Raw genomic sequence first — 17,682 nt, forward strand, 5'->3', positions numbered from 1 at the left:
GAGTAAATGATGACTGTACGATTTAGTTCAAATCAAGTGGTTGATGCAGGTGTTCAGGGTATGGACAATGCTTTGGCAGATGCAATGTCATGGAATCAAAAGGTTACTTCAGGCAAGCAATATAGCAAGGCCTCGGATAATGCTTATGCGGTCTCCAGGGGGGTGCGCTTAGATTTTGATATTTCTCGCCTAGATATGTTTAAGGCCAATCAAAATTTTGTTACCAGCAGTCATGCCAATGCCCAAACCCAAATGGATAGCATGATTAATGAAATGAATAGCTTAAAACAGCTATTTGTGCAGTCCCAAAGTGGTGCGTTAAATAAGTCCAATTTTGCCGCCCTAAAGGTTCAGGCTGAGCAGATTCGCGATACGATCAAAAGCCAAATGACCGCCAGGGATGCCACTGGAAACCCCATTTTTAATAATGATGCAGAAATAAATAAAGTTCAAATTGAGCCCAATGTCATGGTGGAGTCTGGGGTAAGTTTTCAAAAAGCCTTTGGTTCAGATGGTAACTTGACTTATCCGGAAAGCTCCTCTTTGTACAAAAATATCAATAATTTTGTGACCTATTTGGGTGAAATGGCTTCCGGAACAATGCCAACTAAGGCGGCCACAGTCGTTTCTGACGGCCTAAATGCCTCTTTTGACCAGTTAACCATGGCCGAACAGCGCAGTGGTGGGGTTTCATCCCAGGTCGATAACGCCAGAAACGCCATGACCGCCTTTGGCACCCAAATGGCTGCTTCACAGTCCGCCCTTTTGGATACCGACATGGCGGCAGCCACAGCGTCTTATACTAGAGCTCAGACCTTACTTAATGCAGCCCAGGCAATGTTTGCTAGACTGCAGCAAAGTAACTTATTTTCAAAACTATAAAAACTGAGTTGATCGAAGTATGAATATTCCTTTAGGGTGGATTATTGCGCTTGCTTGTGCCCTGGGAGGCTATGCCTTGCACGGCGGCCATATCATGGTTTTATGGCAGCCAACTGAGGTTCTAACCATTGTGGGTGCCGCAGTTGGAACAATGATTGCTTCAAACAGCATGATTAACCTAAAGAAGACGCTCTCTGCTTTGGGTGGTGCATTTAAATCAAAAAGCAATATCAAGCAGATGCACTTGGATTTGCTCTGTTTGATGTTCGAGATTTTGCAAAAGATTAAGCGTGATGGCTTGATGTCCTTAGAAGGTGACATAGAGGAACCAGAGGCCAGCCCTCTGTTTGAAAAATATCCCCTGATCATGAAAGACCACCACTTGGTCGATTTCATTACCGATTACCTGCGCATGATGTTAGGCGGCTCCTTGGATGTGATTCAGATTGAGAGCTTGATGGAACAAGAATTAGACGTGCACCATCAAGAAACTCATATTCCAGTGGCGTCAGTTACGAACGTCGGTGATGGTTTGCCGGCTTTCGGTATTGTGGCGGCGGTTATGGGTGTGGTTCACACCATGGGATCTATTGGTTTGCCACCGGCTGAATTGGGTAAGTTAATTGGTGCAGCGCTCGTGGGTACCTTCTTGGGTATTTTGCTCGCTTATGCGATTGTTTCTCCAGTGGCGAAAGTATTGGAGCAAAACGCAGAAGCCGATAGCCGTGCATATATGGCGGTTAAAGCGATTTTGATCGCAAGCTTGAACAATTTCCCTCCTGCAGCAGCAGTTGAGTTTGGTCGCAAAGTGCTCTTTAGCTATCAACGTCCAACATTTGCTGAGCTTGATGAGGGTACCAAAGCCGTTAAAGGGAAATAAGCAGTATGGCTAAGAACGACGCGCCCATTATTGTCATTAAGCGCGTTAAGAAGGGCGGTCATGGACATCACGGTGGCGCCTGGAAAATCGCTTACGCTGACTTCGTAACGGCGATGATGGCCTTCTTCCTGTTGATGTGGGTTCTTGGATCTACAACCGCAGGTGACTTGGCTGGTATTTCTGCTTACTTTCAGAACCCATTACGTGTCTCCTTGTCTGGTGGACAGGGTTCTGGCGATGCCACCCGCATCATCAGGGGTGGTGGCGACAACATTACTAAAACCGTTGGTGAAGAATCCCGCGCTGATGCCGATACTGAACAGCGCCGTATCAGTGATTCATCGGTAACCGATGTTGAGAACGCTCGTAAAGATAAAACCAAGAACGAACAAGTCAAAGAAGATATTCAGAAAAAGATTGAGGCTGATGCTGAGCTAAAAAATGCTAAGGGCCAAGTCTTCATGGATATTAATAGCGAAGGCTTGCGCATTCAGGTTGTGGATGAAAAAGGTAAACCGCTCTTTAGTAGCGGCGGTACTGTTCCGAGTGTTTCAGCGCGCAGACTATTACGCATTATCGGCAAATCGATTCAGATGGCCCCGGGCCCTGTCCGAATTGAGGGGCACTCTGATGGCGCCAAGTTTGGCAATGGCGAGACTGGTTATACCAACTGGGAGCTTTCTACAGATCGTGCCAACGTAGCGCGTCGTGAGTTGATCGCGGGCGGTCTTGATCCTGCTTTAATTGTTCAAGTTATTGGCTTTGCTAATACCGTTCCACTTAATCCTGAGGATTTGAATGACCCCTTGAATCGTCGTATCTCAATAACTTTGCTCAATAAGAAGCCTAAGCAAGAAGAGAAAAAATCGGTTGTTCGTCCAGTTGAAAAAGTGCCTGAAACGATTGAAAAAGGCGCTCAGGAAATACCGCCGAACTTGCGTGCACCGGCTCAGTTCCTGTCAAAAGACAATGCACCTAAAGCGCCAGTAATGGAGATTCCTTCGAAGTTAAGCCCGCCTGCGGATAAGCCTGCGAGGTAAAGCCTTGTCCACAATCTCCAGGTTTGGCTTATTTCTGATAATCGCTTTAATTTGCAAGACGAGCTTTGCAAGTGACGCTCACTCGCCAGCAGAAGCGCCCCATGGAGAAACCTCTAAAGCCAGCTCATCCAATAACGGCGAGCCATTCGTAGGCCCTTCATCTGAAGCAAAAAAACTCTACAAGCGCTATAAAAAAGCGACTGATAAAGCCATCATGGCAATTGCTTGTGTTCGTAGTCCTAAGTGCGTTGAGCCAGAGGATGAGGTTTTGCGCTACAGCAAGGAAGCCTTGCGAATCTTACAAAAGCTTGATGAGTTATCCGCCGAAGGAGATATTCAGGCAAATTACTATCGCGGCTTAATCGCTTATGAGCGCGGTATTTATTATGATTCTCAAGCTGAGATCATTACGCACCCTGATTTTATTTTGACAGCCACAGTGTATCGTCGCTATGCCAAGCAGCAGTTTTTGCTAGCCGAGAAATATTTGGCAGTACCTGCTAAAGAAAAGAACCCCTTTGCCTGCCAGTACATGGGCAATATTTATAGCTCAGATATTCTAGGGCCACCACGCAAAGATAAGGCAACCAATTACTATTACACTGCTGCAATTGAGTTTATTAATCAAGGCAATAAGATTGAGGGCGCTAAGATGTATAACGCCATGAAAGAGAATGCCAATCCAGCGGATTCTCGTATTGTTCAGGTTTATGCAAAACTGCATAATGAGGAACCGATTGCCTCTTGGAGAAAATTGCCTAGTGATCTAGTACAAAAGCCTGCAAGTAAAAAAACACAACAGCATTAATACTGAATACTTTGGAGATTGCATAGCATGAATGAAAAACTAGAACGTATTGTTGGCCTTCTTAAAAAACTCCTGCTATGGTTCATTTTGCCTTTAGTGCTACTCATTTTTTGCTTTATCTTGGGCGAGCAATTTGAGGTAGGTAGACTTTCTGCAATCGCTAGTTGCGAAGGTGCGATGAATAACGCTGCATGTATTCGCAGTAAAGGTTATTTGGCAACTGCACCTTACTATCCTGATCTCAGTCGTCGTTATTTTGGTGCCTATGCCAGAATGATTGGCGGTGATCTTGGGGCGAGCTATCGTGTTGAGCCACCAGCACCCGCTCTGAATTTGAAGGCTGCTGATGCACCTGCAGAGGATGAGGAAGATTTGGAAGATACCAAGCCTGCTGCAGCTAAAGACAAGCAGGCTCCTGCTAAAAAATAATTTCGGGTTTTATGAGATTGGTAAATTGGCACTCCGTGATACGAGTGCCGTTTGTTTTCTTGCTGGCGACTTTATTGATTGCCTGCTCGGATTATCGTAAAGCTAGATCAGCTTACGAGGCTGGTGAATACACAAAAGCCTTACATATCTTTGAGCAGCTATCTAATGCCGGCGATAGTCAAGCGCAATACGACTTGTCGCAAATGTATCTGCAAGGTATAGGTACAAGCAAAAATCTAGAAAAAGGGTGGATCTGGATGAATCGAGCTGCTAATGGCGGCAATGTTCAGGCTATGCTGGAGTTGGCAGTTCGCTATCAAAAAAGCCCCTCCTTAGAAAATTCTGAGCAGATGGCATTTATGTGGTTTCAGAAGGCGGCAATGGCCGGCAGTGCGGCTGGTCAATACAACTTGGCGCATCTGTATGAAGATGGTAATCAGACCCCAGTCGATTTAACGCAGGCTTATGTTTGGATGGTGCTATCTCACAATTCTGGCAATCCAATGGCCGCTTCAGAGGCCAAGCAATTAAAGATGAAATTAAGCCCGGCAGAGCTGGATAAAGCCGACGCAATGATTTCTAAGCTCAAGAAGGCTTTACCTTAGGTCTTTAGTTTCAAATCGTTTATCCTCTACTGGAAACGTATTCTTGAAGAGGTAAGAATTGGCTGAAGGCGGAGATAACGCTCAAGAACGGGAACTAGAGCCGAGTGAACGGCGAATACTACGTGCCCGTGAACAAGGCCAGCTTCCACAGTCCAGAGATATAGCCACCTTTGCGCTATTGACAGTTTTCATTATCTTTTTAATTGCTGCTGGCCCATTGCTCTTACAGCAGTTGGTTTTGATGACTAAGTCTAGTTTTGTTTTTTCTAAGCCAGTAGAGCTTTTGGATCATATTCGTGAGTGGTTGGGTGGCTCATTCCTGGTGGTCTTACTGTTACTGAGTTTGATTTTCTTGCCGATTTGGCTGGTAGCTGTGTTTGCGCCCTTATCTTTAGTCAATTTTCGCGCTTACTTTGCGCCCAAATTTGATATGAGTCGATTGGATTTTATTTCTGGGCTGGGCAGGATGGTTTCCTTAAATGCTTTAACCGAGCTCATTAAAAATATCCTAAAAACGACCCTAGTTCTGGGAATAGGAATGGCCTATTTATCTGGGTTGTTTGTTTATATTAGATCTATTGTTAGCCAAGATTTTGATGCTGCGCTTTTACATACCTCTTATTTCATATTAAATGGCTTCTTGCTATTGATGGTGCCCTTGCTATTGATTGCTGTTGGTGATGGTTGGTTGCAATGGTTTAACTTTCGCAAGCAAATTCGGATGAGTCCAGAAGAGATGAAGCAAGAGATGAAGGAGTCAGAGGGCTCGCCTGAGATTAAGCAGCGACTGCGTCAACGACAACGTCAAATTGCTTCGTCACGCATGATGGCTGCTATTGAACGTGCTGATGTGGTTCTAGCCAACCCAGACCACTACTCCGTTGCATTGCGTTATGACATGGAGAAAATGTCAGCACCAATTGTGGTGGCTAAAGGTATGGACTTGGTTGCGCTACGTATTCAGGAAGTGGCTAGAGAGCATGATGTACCCGTCGCGCAAATACCGCCATTGGCTCGTTACCTATACAGTCAGTTGGAGATCGGTGAGGCTATTCCAATGTCACTCTTTGAAGCCGTTGCAAGGATCCTTGCGTGGGCCTATGAAGTAAAAGAGTCGGGCGGAGTTCAGGGCGAAATACCCGAAGTCAGCTTTATTCCAGAACAACTCAGGCCAAACAGGCCACTACTTTAATTCATCACGCTTTTAGCAAAAGTAGTTCCAACATCTTCTGGAAAGAAGTAAACCAGCATGAGTTCATTGCGATTATTTAGACTACGTCCAATCTGAAAAGCAACTTGACCGCCACCAAACACATAGGTCTTTGATTTACGAATGCCCGCAGCAAATGCGCTCTCTTGTCCCTCGGAAGGGGTGTAGTCAAGACCATATTTAATGGTGAAGCGCTCAATAATCGTATCGGCAACTTGCTTGTTGTAGTAACCCAATTCTTTTTTCATCAGAACCAGACGACCAGCCTCGTTGTAAATGAGCCAAATTGCTTCTTCTTTATCGTCTACCTTTACCTTGCAGCTAAATGACAGTTCATACGCCGTGCAATTGAATTTTTCTTTAGCTTCTTCACGGGTGGTATTAAATGGAATCCCAGCATAGTCATCCATGGGCATTTTGACTACTTTGGTATCTGGCAGCCAAATCTCTGCTTTTGCCTGCTCTTCCTTATTGCCGCAGGCGGCAAGGGAGAGCACTAATCCAGTAGCGAATATGAGGTAAATCCAGGGTTTAATAATTGTCATGGCAGTCTCGGCTCGGTTGACAGGGGTAACGAAGGTTAGGGTTAAGCAGGGTTTAGGCGGGAATGGGTTAAACGCGTACAAATGACTTTATGTTCTGATAATCATACCCCAGTAAATCTGAAAATTTGCTTAATATGCAAAGAGGCTTTGGTGCCAAATTTCCCCCTTTAATCGAGATAATCCATGGGATTATTTGTTAATATAGTCCTTAATTCACTTTATTCTGCGGCGTTCCTTGGATAAATTAAATCTACAGGCTCAGTATTTAAATACCTCTTCTCAGAAGAGCGGGGGCACCATTCACGAGCGCCAAACGACTATTCCTAGGGCCGCTGTGAGTAGATCTCACCCAGCCCCCCAAGATTTAAAAGTGGCTGAGCCAGGACCGTCACTAAAATCAGTCAATCTAGATATAAAGGTAAATAGTCCCAATCCCTTGGATACCATCCCCATGAGTGCTGATAGGCGAATCAGCGCTTACCAAAGAATCACGAAGTTGCTTTAGGCTAAAACACACAGACGCCCATGCGGCACAAAGGAGTGGAGATGGACGATCTGGTGTACACAAAATATAAAAAGCCACGGCCAAGTCCTAGCGACGATTCAATACCAAGCTTGGCGCAGCTCCAGGAAAAGCAAGAAAGAGAGCTGATTGATATTGCCCAAGTGCGTTTTGGTATTAAGGGTGGTAGCGTGAGCATCAATCTGACCCCGTTGCAATTCAATATCAGTATGAGTGAGGCGGAAGTTTTTAAAGTATTACTAGGTGCGCCCGAGCATGAAAGGGCAGATCAGGTGCTCTATGGATTGGCTAAAGGCAATTTAGCTGGGTCAATGGCTAATAAAATTTTAGCCAGCCTAGCGCTATTGGGTAAGTTTAAAAAGATGAAGGTTGATTAAAGCTAAATGCCTAAATAGGGCCTTTAATGCTGAGCCTCTTTAAGCCAATTGAAAACTACCTAAGACCTAGCTAAGAACTGATTAAAAATAACCAAGCAATAACTAAGCACCTTTATCTTCGGCTTTGTTTTCTGCTGTAGTGCCTTGTTTTGAGCCTTGGGTAGTGTTTTTTTCGTGCTCAGCAAGCTTTTGCATTATCCTCTGAGCCATTGGGGATAATTCATTTTGGGCAGAAGAGGCGGTAGGTTTTGGTGCACTTTCAACCTTTTTTCTTTTCCGCAGAAGGGTTTGAATGACTGTTTGAATAAACATGGGTAATTCCAAAAAAGTTGCAAGGTATTTCAATTAAATATACAGCAATTAAAAGCGGCATGATAGCTGCAAAAATAAGTAGAGTTTTGGGAGATTGGTTTGAGTAAAAAAAGCTATGGAATATTTCGGGGAATGCGATATTCCGATTTTTTATTCCTATGGGTGTTGTTCGCAAATTTACTCTTGGTTGCATACCTTGGGGTTGGTGACCATCAAAAAGCACTCAAGATTGCTTATACCCAAACTAGTGGAGAGCAAATCATTGCTTGGTTTGAGGGGTTTAATCAAAAACTTCAAGAGAAAGAGTCGGTAGCAGAACAAGCCTGCGTTCCCTTTCAAGAGGGTGCGGCAAGCCCCGAAGGTTCTCAGGTAAACACCTGGAAAGACTGTATTGGTACTCTATTTGCAACTAGCGGCCCCTTTCACGAGTACACCAATTTGCTGATGCCCGAAGATCCTCCTTATGCAAATAAATGTGACAAGCATGAGCTTGGCACGAGTGGCGCCTTCATTTTTGAAAAAATGACAATGAATCCAGCCGGACCTCCATCAGTGAGTCCAATAGAGCCAGGCGAAAAGTTGGTTAGCGGTATGAATATTCGCTTGAGCGTTTGTGACACAGGCTACTACCTAGTCAAAATCGGGGAGTTCAAATTATGAGCATCAAGATCCCCTTGTTTTCCAGTTTGAATTTGCGTTTGCGCAAGAAGGTATATGACTTACTCTTTAACGCCCATTTAAAAAATAATTATCACCATCAGTTTGAGCATTTCATTACTTACATGATTGTGCTCAATATGGCAGGTCTGGTGCTTGAGCATATTCCAGTCATTTACGAATCTCGCCAACACCTTTTTCACCTTTTTGATGTCTTTTCTCTAGGTGTCTTCACGGTAGAGTATGCATTGCGTCTATATGTTGCCCCTGAGGATCCTGCTTTTAAATCGGCAAAAGTTCCGCGCTTTGCATTCTTTAAAAGCCCGTTTGCTTTAATCGACTTGATCTCGATACTGCCGTTTTACCTTGGCGCATTCTTTGAGGCTGACCTGCGCGTTCTACGGGCATTACGACTTCTTCGTTTATTCAAGTTATTCAGAGCGGTTGCGCCAGCGGTGAGGGATTTTCTGGAACAGAACAAAGACAAATCATTTCGCTACAAAATTTACGCCTTAGTAAACGAAACCCCAACAAGCGGTGAGCTCCATCACGTATTTGATCTCACGATTGTGATTTGGGTGATCATTTCTGTGTTGTGCGTGATTTTGGAATCAGTGCATAGCGTTAACTACTATTTGCATTCTGAGTTTGTGATTCTAGACATCATGGCTGTCGCAGTATTTTCAACCGAATACTTGATGCGACTATATAGTTGTCCTGAAGATCCGCGATATAAAGCTTGGTTTACGGGGCGCCTTAAAAATGCGACCAGCCCAACAAGCATTATTGATTTGTTAGCGATCTTGCCCTTTTATTTAGAGAGCCTACTGCACCACTTATTTGATTTGCGATTCTTGCGAGTCTTTAGATTGATGCGATTACTCAAGCTTGCCCGCTACTCAGGGGCTACGCAATCCCTCTTTGTGGTGATCAAGCGCGAGTGGCCAGTGATGAAGGCTTCAGCATTCATCATGATTTTGTTAGTGATGCTAGCGGCATGTTTGGGTTATTTGTTTGAACACGAAGCGCAGCCTGATAAGTTTGAGAACATTCCGCAATCTATTTACTGGGCAGTTGTAACGCTAGCCAGTGTTGGCTATGGAGATATCTCGCCAGTAACGCCTGCGGGTCGTGCGATGACTATCGTACTCGCTCTCTTGGGTATTGGTATCTTTGCAATTCCTGCGGCGATTCTGTCATCTGCGTTGAGTGATCAGTTGCGTATTGAGCGCGAAAAGATGATGAACGAGCTCTATCACATGCTAGAAGATGGTGTGATTTCTGCAGAAGAGCAAGAGCTGATTGAGGCTGAAGCGAAGCGATTGCATCTATCCAAAAGCGAGTTAGATCGCTTGCTTGAAAAAGCGAGGGTGCAAATGGGTGTGGAGCATGCGAGTAATAATGGCGCTCATGGAAAATTTCATGAAATTAACCTCAGCTTTTTATCGAAGCATCCAACGGTGGCTGCTGAAGAACTCAAGATTGCCATCTCTAAGTTGCAGCAAATAATGAGTGTAAGTAATGCTGATGAATTGGTGAAATACTTCTCTGATCCAAATAATGCAACGCCATTACAAGCTGAGTTGATCAATCTCTTATTAGAAAACGCACACAAGCAAAAACTTAATTAGGCAAAGGACTTAAGCGTAATCCTTGCTGAATCTTTACCAGTAAGCAGAGGGTGGTGCGTAAACCAGAATTTTTGCTGGGTTTAAGTAGCTATTGTTTTGATGAATTTCGTAATGCAAATGCGGGCCAGTGGAACGACCAGTAGAGCCAGAGTTCGCAATGAGTTGACCGCGAGTAATGGTTTGACCAGGCTTTACAAATATCTTGCTGTTGTGGGCGTATTTGGAAACGAAGCCATCGCCGTGAGCAATCTCAATAAAGTTGCCATAGGCAGGATCGGAGCCAGCCTTGATAACAGTGCCATCGCCGGTTGCCACAATCGGGGTGCCTGAAGGCGTGACAAAGTCGATACCAGAGTGCTGAGCAAGCTGTTTGGTAAATGGATCAACCCGAACACCGAAGTTACTTGTCATCCCTAGGCGCGCATCAATGGGTGGCCCAATTGGTAGGGTGCGCAACCATTGATATTGTTTTTCCCACTCAGGTTCAGATTTCTCAAAAATCTGCGCCATTTCAGTGGACTTAGAAACAAAGTCCTCGAAATTCTCAACTAAGGTTTTGGTGGGATCCACTTTAAAGCTCAGTGGCTTGAGAGGCCCGCCAACGCTACTAGCCTCATTGAATTTGTTTTTGATGGTGTAGGGAGTTGAGATAGCGAGGTAACGGTCTTTAATAGACTTGAGCTCATTAAATTGCATCGAAGCTCTAGCAAGCTGATCTTGAATAGACTTCAATTGTTTTGCGTACTTGTTATCTAGTGCCATGCGCTCTTTAACGGTCACGACGCCGCTAACTTCTCTCGCAAAGTCTGGGCTAACCTCAAGGGCAATATGAATACCAGTAGAAAAGATCAATATTCCCAAGAGCAGGAATGAAGCACCCGTAATCACCGCAACGCGAGTGAGGCGCTCTTTGGTGATATTGATTTGCTTAATGGCCCCTGTAGAGCCTGATACCCAAAATAATTGCATTTAGTGAGTATAAGTGCCTGATCTATATAAATTATTTACTAAGTTTTGGTCTCTTAAAGGACCTATAATTGCTAGCTTGAATCTGACTGCGCATGTGATTTTAGCCTTAATATAGCCCTGTGAACAAATTAAAGACCCTTTTGGGTATGTATAAATCCTCTTTTTGGCTATTTGCCCCCCTCTTGATGGCAGTCGTTTTGCCTGTAAAAGCCGCCATCATTGGCCAAATGCCCTCTTTTAGCGAGGTTTTGTACATTACTTCCGAGCCTTGCACATCAGAAACGGGCAGGGTGGAGCCCAATTGGTACTTTTCTTATTCGGTCAACGCGGTGGGCACCGTTACTCGCAGTTGTTACGTGCGCTACAACGACCAAATATGGCTCAAAGGCCCATATGGCTCGGAATCCACGTTTCCGATGAGTTATTTCACTAAACCTGCTGAAGCCAGCAAAACGGATGCCCCTGCAGAGGTCAAGCAGTAGGGGATTTCACCCCATTAGCTTGGAATATTGGGTGGTTTGCAGAAAAACTTGTAGAGCACATAGCTCATGGTGTCGGGTATGACCCTTTCCCAGTTCGAGTTTGAGGTATCGACTTGATCAACGCTCACGCCAGACCCTTGTGGACCAGAGTAATAACCAATATAGAACTGCTTATAGCTCTCATAGCCCACCCTGCAGTAATACGAGACGTCCTGAATTACTGACTGGGTAGGCTCGCCATTGGGCGCGGTCAGGGTTTCGGTATAGCTGATGAGCTGCCATGTGCTGACCTGCTCATTCCCTGGGTCATTTACTGTCTTGCTATCGTCGTAGTAGTAGGTATTTCCGACATTGTCGTTAGATAAAAACACCCATTTGGCATGGCTGGGGGTAACCGGATTGAGCAAAAATGCCGTTATGCCTATCAGGGTCAGATTTTTGAAAAATGGCAGTATTTTTAGGCGCATAACGAATACAGGGTTTTATTGGTAATTTGTGCATTTTAAAGCCCAAAAACGAAGATCAACTGATAGAATTGCCTAAATCTTTATTAATGACATTGCGCGCTAAGGAGTGCTAAGTATGGCTGAAGTAAATCAACAAGGTTGCCTATTTGTAGGTGAGGGCGTAGTTCTCAAGGGTAACTTTGAGGTACCTGATATCGCGTCAATTTCTGGAACTGTTGAAGGTGAGCTCACCGCTAAACAAGTTTTAATTGAAGCCACTGGTACTGTGCGCGGCAAACTCACTGGTGAGTCAATCGATATTCGTGGCGAAGTGAACGAGTATGTTTCCTCATCACGTAGCTTAATCATTCGATCTACAGGCAAAGTGACTGGTTCTATTAATTACTCTGAAATTGAAATTGAGAAGGGCGGTCACCTGCATGGTGATTTGCATAACCTCAATCCGCATTCTTAATATTTTTCATTCATTTCAACCTATTAATTTCATTACCTAATACATCACGATGTCTATCTTTTCAAAAAATACTCCTGCTACAGAAAACGAGTCAACCAGCAATCAAGAAGCTGCTGAAGAGCATATTGCATCTGAAGAGCTTGCATCCAGCGCAAGCGTTTCTGAGCAAGTAACAAGACTCGACTCGTCAGCTCGATCAAGCGTATTGACTAAGCCATCCATCATTAGTGAAGGCTTTACATTTGAAGGCACAATTACTTCAGATGGTGTTCTTAATATCGCCGGTACGGTGCGCGGCAAAATTACTGCTAAGTCTGTATTGATTGATTCCAGTGGTCAGGTTGATGGTGAGCTTAATTCAGAGCAGTTGGTAATTAAAGGTCAGCTCAAGGGTGACGTCAATTGCGATGACCTCAATGTTGGGCCACTGGCTCACGTAGATGGCAACATTAGTTATAAATACATTCATATTCAGCGCGGTGGTAGAGTGGCTGGAAAATTTATTAAAAACTAACATCCAAATCTCATGGCCATCAGACAAAGTCATGCGATTCGAGTATTAGATCCCTCAAGGGAAACATTTGGTTCAATCATTGGATCAGATTTAGAGATTTCTGGCCGCATTGTTGCAACTAAGAGTCTGCGTATTGATGGCACCATTATTGGCGATGTTGTAACCAAGCAAGGCGCAGATGTGTGTGTGGCGCTTGGTAAGACCGGCCTAGTTCAAGGCAATATATCTGCAGGGCGAGTATTGGTGGCGGGGCGCGTTGAAGGTAATGTTCGCGCCACCGAAAGAGTGGAATTGCATAGTGGCGCTGACGTGCATGGCGACATTATTTATGCCCAAATCGGCATTGAGCAAGGCGCTCGTTTAAGTGGGCTGTTATCAAAGATTACCGAGCAGGATATTTTGCTCGATGATCATTCAGATCGTTAATTTTCATACTAGAAAAATATGACATCTAGCGAACCGATCAAGATACTAGTCACCAATCAAAAGGGTGGCGTTGGCAAAAGCACCATCTCAGCAAATCTAGCTGCCTATTTTGCTTTGCAAGAAGGTTTACAAGTTTCGCTCGTTGATTTTGATAAGCAAGCATCTTCATCACGTTGGACTAAAAAAGCGCCAGATGTTGGCATTCGGGTCAGTCAAGTAGAGATTAATTATCAAAGCGCTGGTATGGCATTGCTTAGCGCTCGCGCTGGGGTTCGCAAGTATTCATCTGGCGTGGATATCAGCATCTGCGACTTTACTTGGACTCCTGCAATGTCAGAAGACTTTATGTCTGATTTTGATATTGTCCTGATTCCAAGCTCTAGCGCCAAGTTTGAAATGGCTAGCACTGAAATTTTCATTTTGGAGTACGTGCAAAAGAGAATGGCTCGTTTGGCAGCAAGCAAACAAAGTTTGATTGTGGTTCCAAGTAGGGTCGATCCAGGCTATGCAGCAGTTGGTGCGTTTACCAATTTAGATTTTTTGGCAAATTGCCATATCGCCCCACCGATACATCGTACGCCCCAAGTCGATAGTTACGTGTACGAGGATTTCTTCTGTGTTTGCCCTGATAAGGCGGTAGCTGATAATTTTTGTGCCTTTGGTAAATATATTGCCAACAAAATTGCAGAGCGTCGTGAGACCAAAAAGACCTTATCGATTAACGGTCAGTCGGTGAATCGCGAGATTGCAAAAAAAGTCAGCGTATTAGACGACTACCGTAAACGTGCTCACAATCTTGGTTTTTATGGTGGCGCCGCAATGGCTGAAGTAAAGCCAGTAGCAAACCAAACAGTAAGCCCTGAGGCCCCTCAGGAAGCGCCACTCAGTCGCTCAATTGGAGAGCGCTTCATTCCGAGCTTTTTGCGAAAGTCTACTGAGCAGGATTAAAGACTGCTTGGCAAGGCTAGTAAAGCCGTTTGCAAGTGCCCCAAGATGACTTTGCTCATCTGAATAATCAGCATCAATACCAACGCTGACAAATCAAGCCCTGAAATTCTAGGACTGATTTTTCTTAAGGGTTTCAAAAGAGGTTCAACCATTTGGACAAACAATTCTTGTGTGGGAGAGTATGTTTGTACCCAACTGAAAATGACATAAACCAATAGCAGGCCAATTAAACCTGATAGCGCTAAGTCAAATAGATCAAATAGCGCGATCACTAGTATTTGCACATTGAGATGCCCTGGGTTTGATAAAGCCTGAAGCAAGAGCACTTTGACTAAAACAAGCAAGTAGCTAGCAAACAAAGAATTGATATCAATGCGGGCGCCAAAAGGAATGATTTTGCTCAAGGGGCGAATCAGCCAGTTAGTGAGCGGGTACAAAATATGGCTAAAGGGATTGCCCGAGGTGGGTGAGAAATTGATTTTTAAATAATGCAAATAAAAACGCAAAAGGCATGCTGCTACCAAAATGGTGGTGCAAGCTTCAATGCAAAGTGAAAATAGTTCGAAAAACATGGCTGTGATTGGCCCTCTCATTTTCTATATTAAGTCCCATATTAAGCTCTTTAAGCCTTAATTGACATTTCAGTTCAGGCCATCGAAAATGATTTGACTGTGAGATAGAAGGGCGATACTAGACCTTCTTCAATCTAAAACTGAGTTAGGGCTAGGATGAGCGATCCCCAAAGACACGATATTTTTGAAGACGAAAATGGCACTCGCGTAGCTGTTAGGCAGATATTTCCTCCAAATGCGATGGGAATTGCTTATATCGAGTACAAGAATCTTTCAGACTCCAATCTTCGTTTTTTGCCGCATGCAGAGTTTCTAGAAAAATTTAAGTGGGTGGATAACTTTGGGGCAACGGATACTTTTGCCAAAACAAACGTTCATGCCGCAGTAGTTGCTCCTCCTCATGCTGAAGGGGGTGAAGAAAAGGGTGCTGAAGAAGCGAAAACGGCGTCTGCAGATTCAGAAAAGCCTACAGCCGAGCAGGCAGAGGAAAATCAGGCCGCAAAGCCTTCTAGAACCGAATAAATTGGTTGCTTGTGGTTAAAATTGGTGCATCTCAAATATAGTTATTGAGATGTAGCTGCCGATCCTCTGGCTTGGTTTGTCAGAGTTTTTTATCCCACAAGGAAACCGATGCAAGATACTGCCACCCAATCTCGGGGTCTTCAAGTAGCATTAAAAATTACCGCCATTATCTGCGGGAGTATTTTGTTGCTGGTTTCCGCGCACTCCGGAAGTGCGTCCTTGGACTTTGGCGTACTTTCTCAGTTTGTTGCAAGCCAAGTGCAAAGTTCACAACAGTTGCAATGGTTATTCGGGATTATTTTTGTCACTGCAGGCATTTTCTTTGTGCCAACAAAGGCGAATACGGCAAATCCGCCAAGATCATTTTCTGGCGCCAAAGAATTAATTAACGACTCTTATGTTTTGTACTTAGTTGAAAAATACAGCATTGAGAAGAATCTAGTGCTGGATCAATTAATAGTAGGCGACAAAATATTTTCTAATGTTGACGATGCTTTGGCATTTGTACATGCCATTGAGTGCCCAGCTCAAATGCTTGAGCCAGTTGCAAGCTTTGCTTCCTCGGAAATCGTCCCATCGACTCTAGAAGAGCCAAGTCCTCAGCCAGTCAATCCAAATGGCTTTGCAGATAATCTTAGAAATCCGTTTGCCAATTCTCAATCTTTATATTCACAAACGGGAACATCATCTATCCAGAGTTCAGCATGGAGTGAGGCTAAGCGCATCAAGGTTACTGCGATCGCTGGAGTTCTGTTATTTGTCATTGTGTTAGGCGGGCTCTTTTATGCCAACTCCCAAGCTGTACGCAAAGTCGTTCAACCTGTTGCTGTCATTGATCCGGCTTCAGTTAATGCTACTGCTTCCGCTACTGCAAGCGCTAACTCCGATCAAGTTGTCTCTGGCACTATAACAACTCAAGATACAAATAGTGCGCCTGAAGTAAAAGAGGCTGGTAAGCCATCAGCGACTGTACCAATCAATGAGAGATGGATTGGTCTGTGGATTCCAGAGGGTGGTGGCAAGCAAAAATTATTAGTTACTGCTAGCACGATGAAGTTTGGTGATGAAGAGTTTTCATGGGCGGGCGTTCGACCCAAAGGTATCGTGCAATGCTGTTTAGCTTTTTACGAGGGAGCCACTACTAAAGCCGACTTGCTCGCCCGAATTTCAGGGGCGCAAGATTCAGGCGCCACTTTAAAGCCTGAGGCACAAAAGACACTGGCTTTAATCAATGGTTTAAGTGAGGGTAACTTTAAGCGAATTGTATTTGCGGATCCTTTCCTCAAAAAATACTTCTTTATCTATGATCAAAATTACGTCTATCGCATTAGTCGAGATCTAGGCGATAAGGTTGATGTAGTCATTGAACAGTTTAAGAAACAAGAGTAAGTTAATGACATCCCCGTCTGAATTGGATACTTCTTCAAGCGCTAAGTTGCAGCCGTATGAGCAATTGCGCCTATTGCGGGAGCAGACTCATATTCGGACCATTACCGATGAAATCGTCGGTAGGCAATGCATCTTCTTTTATAGCCGTAATTGGGTGTTTGATTACTCTCTTAATAGCTCTGATAAGCAATGGGACATCACGCAGCAAGTCTACTTTCGCAACGTGCGCAAGCACAAGACCCTCGCATTTGCTTTGCCGTACATTGTGATTCAGTTGGCTTTTGCTAATTCTCCTGGTTACTTGCGCGCTATCGTCACTTACGGTGGCGAAATTACCAAAATGATTGGATCTATGGATCACTTCATTAAGCGTGAAGAGGGGATTCGTGCTTGGGTAGAGCAACCAGACTTTAGTTGGCAGCCATCGAGCATTGCTGAGTTATCTAACCGAATACTGGAAGAAGACAATCAATTTAAAGACATCGAGTTTTATCGATACCACGAGCCCTTTCATGCGAAATTGAGCGGTACGTGGGAACAAATCACGGTCTAAGCTAGCCCCCTTATGTCAATGCAAAACTCTGATTTTTATCAAGCCGAAGAGTATCTGAAGTTGGGGCTATACCCCCAAGCTTTTGAGACTTTTATGTCGCTTGAGATAGGTAATTTTGAGTGCACCTTTTTAGCGCCTTGCAAAATGGCTTTAGATGGCCAACTCAATGAGTCTCAATTAGAAGTGTTATTTCATGAGCTTGAACGCGAGTTAAAGAATAAAAACCCACAAGCGATTTACAACTACGGGGTTGTAAAAAGCCACTTTGGGGACGTTCATAAGGCAACTGAATTACTGCAATTGGCGATGGATTTAGGCGTTGCCGAAGCCCGTGGTGCCTTAAGTCGTTTGCTACTGAAGTAGTAAAAAGCCCAAAAGCGGGGAGCCAGAGCGTAGCACCAGGGCAGCAAGAACACCGTAAAGGGGCATTTTCTAGCCCCTTTTTATTCAAATTATTTAGATCAATTGGATATGAGCCTGATCGCCT

24 protein-coding genes are annotated in these 17,682 nt (G+C 44.3%); 19 read left to right on the top strand and 5 right to left on the bottom strand.

Annotated features, from left to right (window positions below; genetic code table 11):
• The first annotated feature begins 9 nt into the window (after nucleotides 1-9).
• From NHB34_RS03270 to NHB34_RS03300, 7 genes are read left to right on the top strand one after another with little or no spacing between them, the layout of a single operon-like run.
• Nucleotides 10-882 (top strand): flagellin, encoded by an 873-nt coding sequence (locus tag NHB34_RS03270; RefSeq protein WP_353428215.1) that lies wholly within the window; start codon nucleotides 10-12, stop codon nucleotides 880-882.
• Nucleotides 883-901: 19 nt separating this feature from the next.
• The gene (gene motA, locus NHB34_RS03275) at nucleotides 902-1,762 is read left to right on the top strand and encodes a flagellar motor stator protein MotA (protein WP_353428216.1); all 861 of its coding nucleotides are present in this window, start codon (nucleotides 902-904) and stop codon (nucleotides 1,760-1,762) included.
• Nucleotides 1,763-1,767: 5 nt separating this feature from the next.
• A complete protein-coding gene (motB, locus tag NHB34_RS03280) occupies nucleotides 1,768-2,802 on the top strand; it encodes a flagellar motor protein MotB (RefSeq protein ID WP_353428217.1) in 1,035 nt (344 codons plus the stop codon).
• Nucleotides 2,803-2,806: 4 nt separating this feature from the next.
• The gene (locus NHB34_RS03285) at nucleotides 2,807-3,610 is read left to right on the top strand and encodes a hypothetical protein (protein WP_353428218.1); all 804 of its coding nucleotides are present in this window, start codon (nucleotides 2,807-2,809) and stop codon (nucleotides 3,608-3,610) included.
• 27 nt (nucleotides 3,611-3,637) lie between these two features.
• Nucleotides 3,638-4,039: a hypothetical protein gene (locus tag NHB34_RS03290; protein ID WP_353428220.1), complete on the top strand. Its 402-nt coding sequence runs from the start codon at nucleotides 3,638-3,640 to the stop codon at nucleotides 4,037-4,039.
• An 11-nt stretch (nucleotides 4,040-4,050) separates the two neighbouring features.
• Nucleotides 4,051-4,644 carry a tetratricopeptide repeat protein gene (locus NHB34_RS03295; RefSeq protein ID WP_353428221.1) on the top strand — a complete coding sequence of 198 codons (594 nt, stop codon included), beginning with the start codon at nucleotides 4,051-4,053 and terminating at the stop codon, nucleotides 4,642-4,644.
• Between the two features lie 58 nt (nucleotides 4,645-4,702).
• Nucleotides 4,703-5,836, top strand: coding sequence for an EscU/YscU/HrcU family type III secretion system export apparatus switch protein (locus NHB34_RS03300; RefSeq protein ID WP_353428222.1), 1,134 nt, complete (start codon nucleotides 4,703-4,705; stop codon nucleotides 5,834-5,836).
• On the opposite strand, the gene NHB34_RS03305 is transcribed toward NHB34_RS03300, so the two are convergent.
• A complete protein-coding gene (locus NHB34_RS03305) occupies nucleotides 5,833-6,399 on the bottom strand; it encodes a hypothetical protein (protein ID WP_353428223.1) in 567 nt (188 codons plus the stop codon). The genes NHB34_RS03300 and NHB34_RS03305 overlap by 4 nt on opposite strands.
• Nucleotides 6,400-6,945: 546 nt before the next feature.
• Here NHB34_RS03305 and NHB34_RS03310 point away from each other — a divergent pair.
• A complete protein-coding gene (locus NHB34_RS03310; RefSeq protein WP_353428224.1) occupies nucleotides 6,946-7,299 on the top strand; it encodes a hypothetical protein in 354 nt (117 codons plus the stop codon).
• A gap of 102 nt (nucleotides 7,300-7,401) precedes the next feature.
• Here NHB34_RS03310 and NHB34_RS03315 read toward each other — a convergent pair whose 3' ends face one another.
• Nucleotides 7,402-7,611, bottom strand: coding sequence for a hypothetical protein (locus NHB34_RS03315; RefSeq protein ID WP_353428225.1), 210 nt, complete (start codon nucleotides 7,609-7,611; stop codon nucleotides 7,402-7,404).
• Between the two features lie 99 nt (nucleotides 7,612-7,710).
• On the opposite strand from NHB34_RS03315, the gene NHB34_RS03320 reads away from it, so the two are divergent.
• A complete protein-coding gene (locus NHB34_RS03320) occupies nucleotides 7,711-8,271 on the top strand; it encodes a hypothetical protein (RefSeq protein ID WP_353428226.1) in 561 nt (186 codons plus the stop codon).
• Entirely contained in the window at nucleotides 8,268-9,899 is a 1,632-nt protein-coding gene (locus NHB34_RS03325) for an ion transporter (RefSeq protein WP_353428227.1), read from the top strand. The genes NHB34_RS03320 and NHB34_RS03325 overlap by 4 nt, the downstream gene beginning before the upstream one ends.
• A 33-nt stretch (nucleotides 9,900-9,932) precedes the next feature.
• Here the strand turns inward: NHB34_RS03325 and NHB34_RS03330 are convergent, their stop codons facing one another.
• Nucleotides 9,933-10,868: a M23 family metallopeptidase gene (locus NHB34_RS03330; RefSeq protein WP_353428228.1), complete on the bottom strand. Its 936-nt coding sequence runs from the start codon at nucleotides 10,866-10,868 to the stop codon at nucleotides 9,933-9,935.
• A 119-nt stretch (nucleotides 10,869-10,987) separates the two neighbouring features.
• On the opposite strand from NHB34_RS03330, the gene NHB34_RS03335 reads away from it, so the two are divergent.
• Entirely contained in the window at nucleotides 10,988-11,350 is a 363-nt protein-coding gene (locus NHB34_RS03335) for a hypothetical protein (protein ID WP_353428229.1), read from the top strand.
• A gap of 14 nt (nucleotides 11,351-11,364) precedes the next feature.
• Here the strand turns inward: NHB34_RS03335 and NHB34_RS03340 are convergent, their stop codons facing one another.
• Nucleotides 11,365-11,817: a surface-adhesin E family protein gene (locus NHB34_RS03340; protein WP_353428231.1), complete on the bottom strand. Its 453-nt coding sequence runs from the start codon at nucleotides 11,815-11,817 to the stop codon at nucleotides 11,365-11,367.
• A 115-nt stretch (nucleotides 11,818-11,932) separates the two neighbouring features.
• Between NHB34_RS03340 and NHB34_RS03345 the strand changes: the two genes are divergently transcribed.
• Genes NHB34_RS03345 through NHB34_RS03360 form a run of 4 tightly spaced genes read left to right on the top strand, consistent with a single transcriptional unit; the run spans nucleotide 11,933 to nucleotide 14,159 of the window.
• Complete coding sequence (locus tag NHB34_RS03345; RefSeq protein ID WP_215317405.1) at nucleotides 11,933-12,271, top strand: polymer-forming cytoskeletal protein; 339 nt, start codon at nucleotides 11,933-11,935, stop codon at nucleotides 12,269-12,271.
• A gap of 49 nt (nucleotides 12,272-12,320) precedes the next feature.
• Nucleotides 12,321-12,785 (top strand): polymer-forming cytoskeletal protein, encoded by a 465-nt coding sequence (locus NHB34_RS03350; protein WP_353428232.1) that lies wholly within the window; start codon nucleotides 12,321-12,323, stop codon nucleotides 12,783-12,785.
• A gap of 12 nt (nucleotides 12,786-12,797) precedes the next feature.
• A complete protein-coding gene (locus NHB34_RS03355; RefSeq protein ID WP_173955380.1) occupies nucleotides 12,798-13,211 on the top strand; it encodes a polymer-forming cytoskeletal protein in 414 nt (137 codons plus the stop codon).
• 18 nt (nucleotides 13,212-13,229) lie between these two features.
• The gene (locus NHB34_RS03360; RefSeq protein WP_353428233.1) at nucleotides 13,230-14,159 is read left to right on the top strand and encodes a ParA family protein; all 930 of its coding nucleotides are present in this window, start codon (nucleotides 13,230-13,232) and stop codon (nucleotides 14,157-14,159) included.
• On the opposite strand, the gene NHB34_RS03365 is transcribed toward NHB34_RS03360, so the two are convergent.
• On the bottom strand, nucleotides 14,156-14,731 hold the full coding sequence (locus NHB34_RS03365; protein ID WP_353428234.1) for a YggT family protein: 576 nt from the start codon (nucleotides 14,729-14,731) through the stop codon (nucleotides 14,156-14,158). The genes NHB34_RS03360 and NHB34_RS03365 overlap by 4 nt on opposite strands.
• A 156-nt stretch (nucleotides 14,732-14,887) precedes the next feature.
• On the opposite strand from NHB34_RS03365, the gene NHB34_RS03370 reads away from it, so the two are divergent.
• The 4 genes from NHB34_RS03370 (at nucleotide 14,888) to NHB34_RS03385 (ending at nucleotide 17,558) form a co-directional block, all read left to right on the top strand.
• Nucleotides 14,888-15,253 (top strand): hypothetical protein, encoded by a 366-nt coding sequence (locus NHB34_RS03370; RefSeq protein ID WP_353428235.1) that lies wholly within the window; start codon nucleotides 14,888-14,890, stop codon nucleotides 15,251-15,253.
• 108 nt (nucleotides 15,254-15,361) lie between these two features.
• Nucleotides 15,362-16,642, top strand: coding sequence for a hypothetical protein (locus tag NHB34_RS03375; RefSeq protein WP_353428236.1), 1,281 nt, complete (start codon nucleotides 15,362-15,364; stop codon nucleotides 16,640-16,642).
• A 4-nt stretch (nucleotides 16,643-16,646) separates the two neighbouring features.
• Nucleotides 16,647-17,195, top strand: coding sequence for a hypothetical protein (locus NHB34_RS03380; protein WP_353428237.1), 549 nt, complete (start codon nucleotides 16,647-16,649; stop codon nucleotides 17,193-17,195).
• Nucleotides 17,196-17,207: 12 nt separating this feature from the next.
• Nucleotides 17,208-17,558 carry a hypothetical protein gene (locus tag NHB34_RS03385; protein WP_353428238.1) on the top strand — a complete coding sequence of 117 codons (351 nt, stop codon included), beginning with the start codon at nucleotides 17,208-17,210 and terminating at the stop codon, nucleotides 17,556-17,558.
• Nucleotides 17,559-17,682 lie beyond the last annotated feature (124 nt).

Origin of the sequence: Polynucleobacter sp. MWH-UH19D (assembly GCF_040409795.1) — a bacterium.
Taxonomy (GTDB): domain Bacteria; phylum Pseudomonadota; class Gammaproteobacteria; order Burkholderiales; family Burkholderiaceae; genus Polynucleobacter.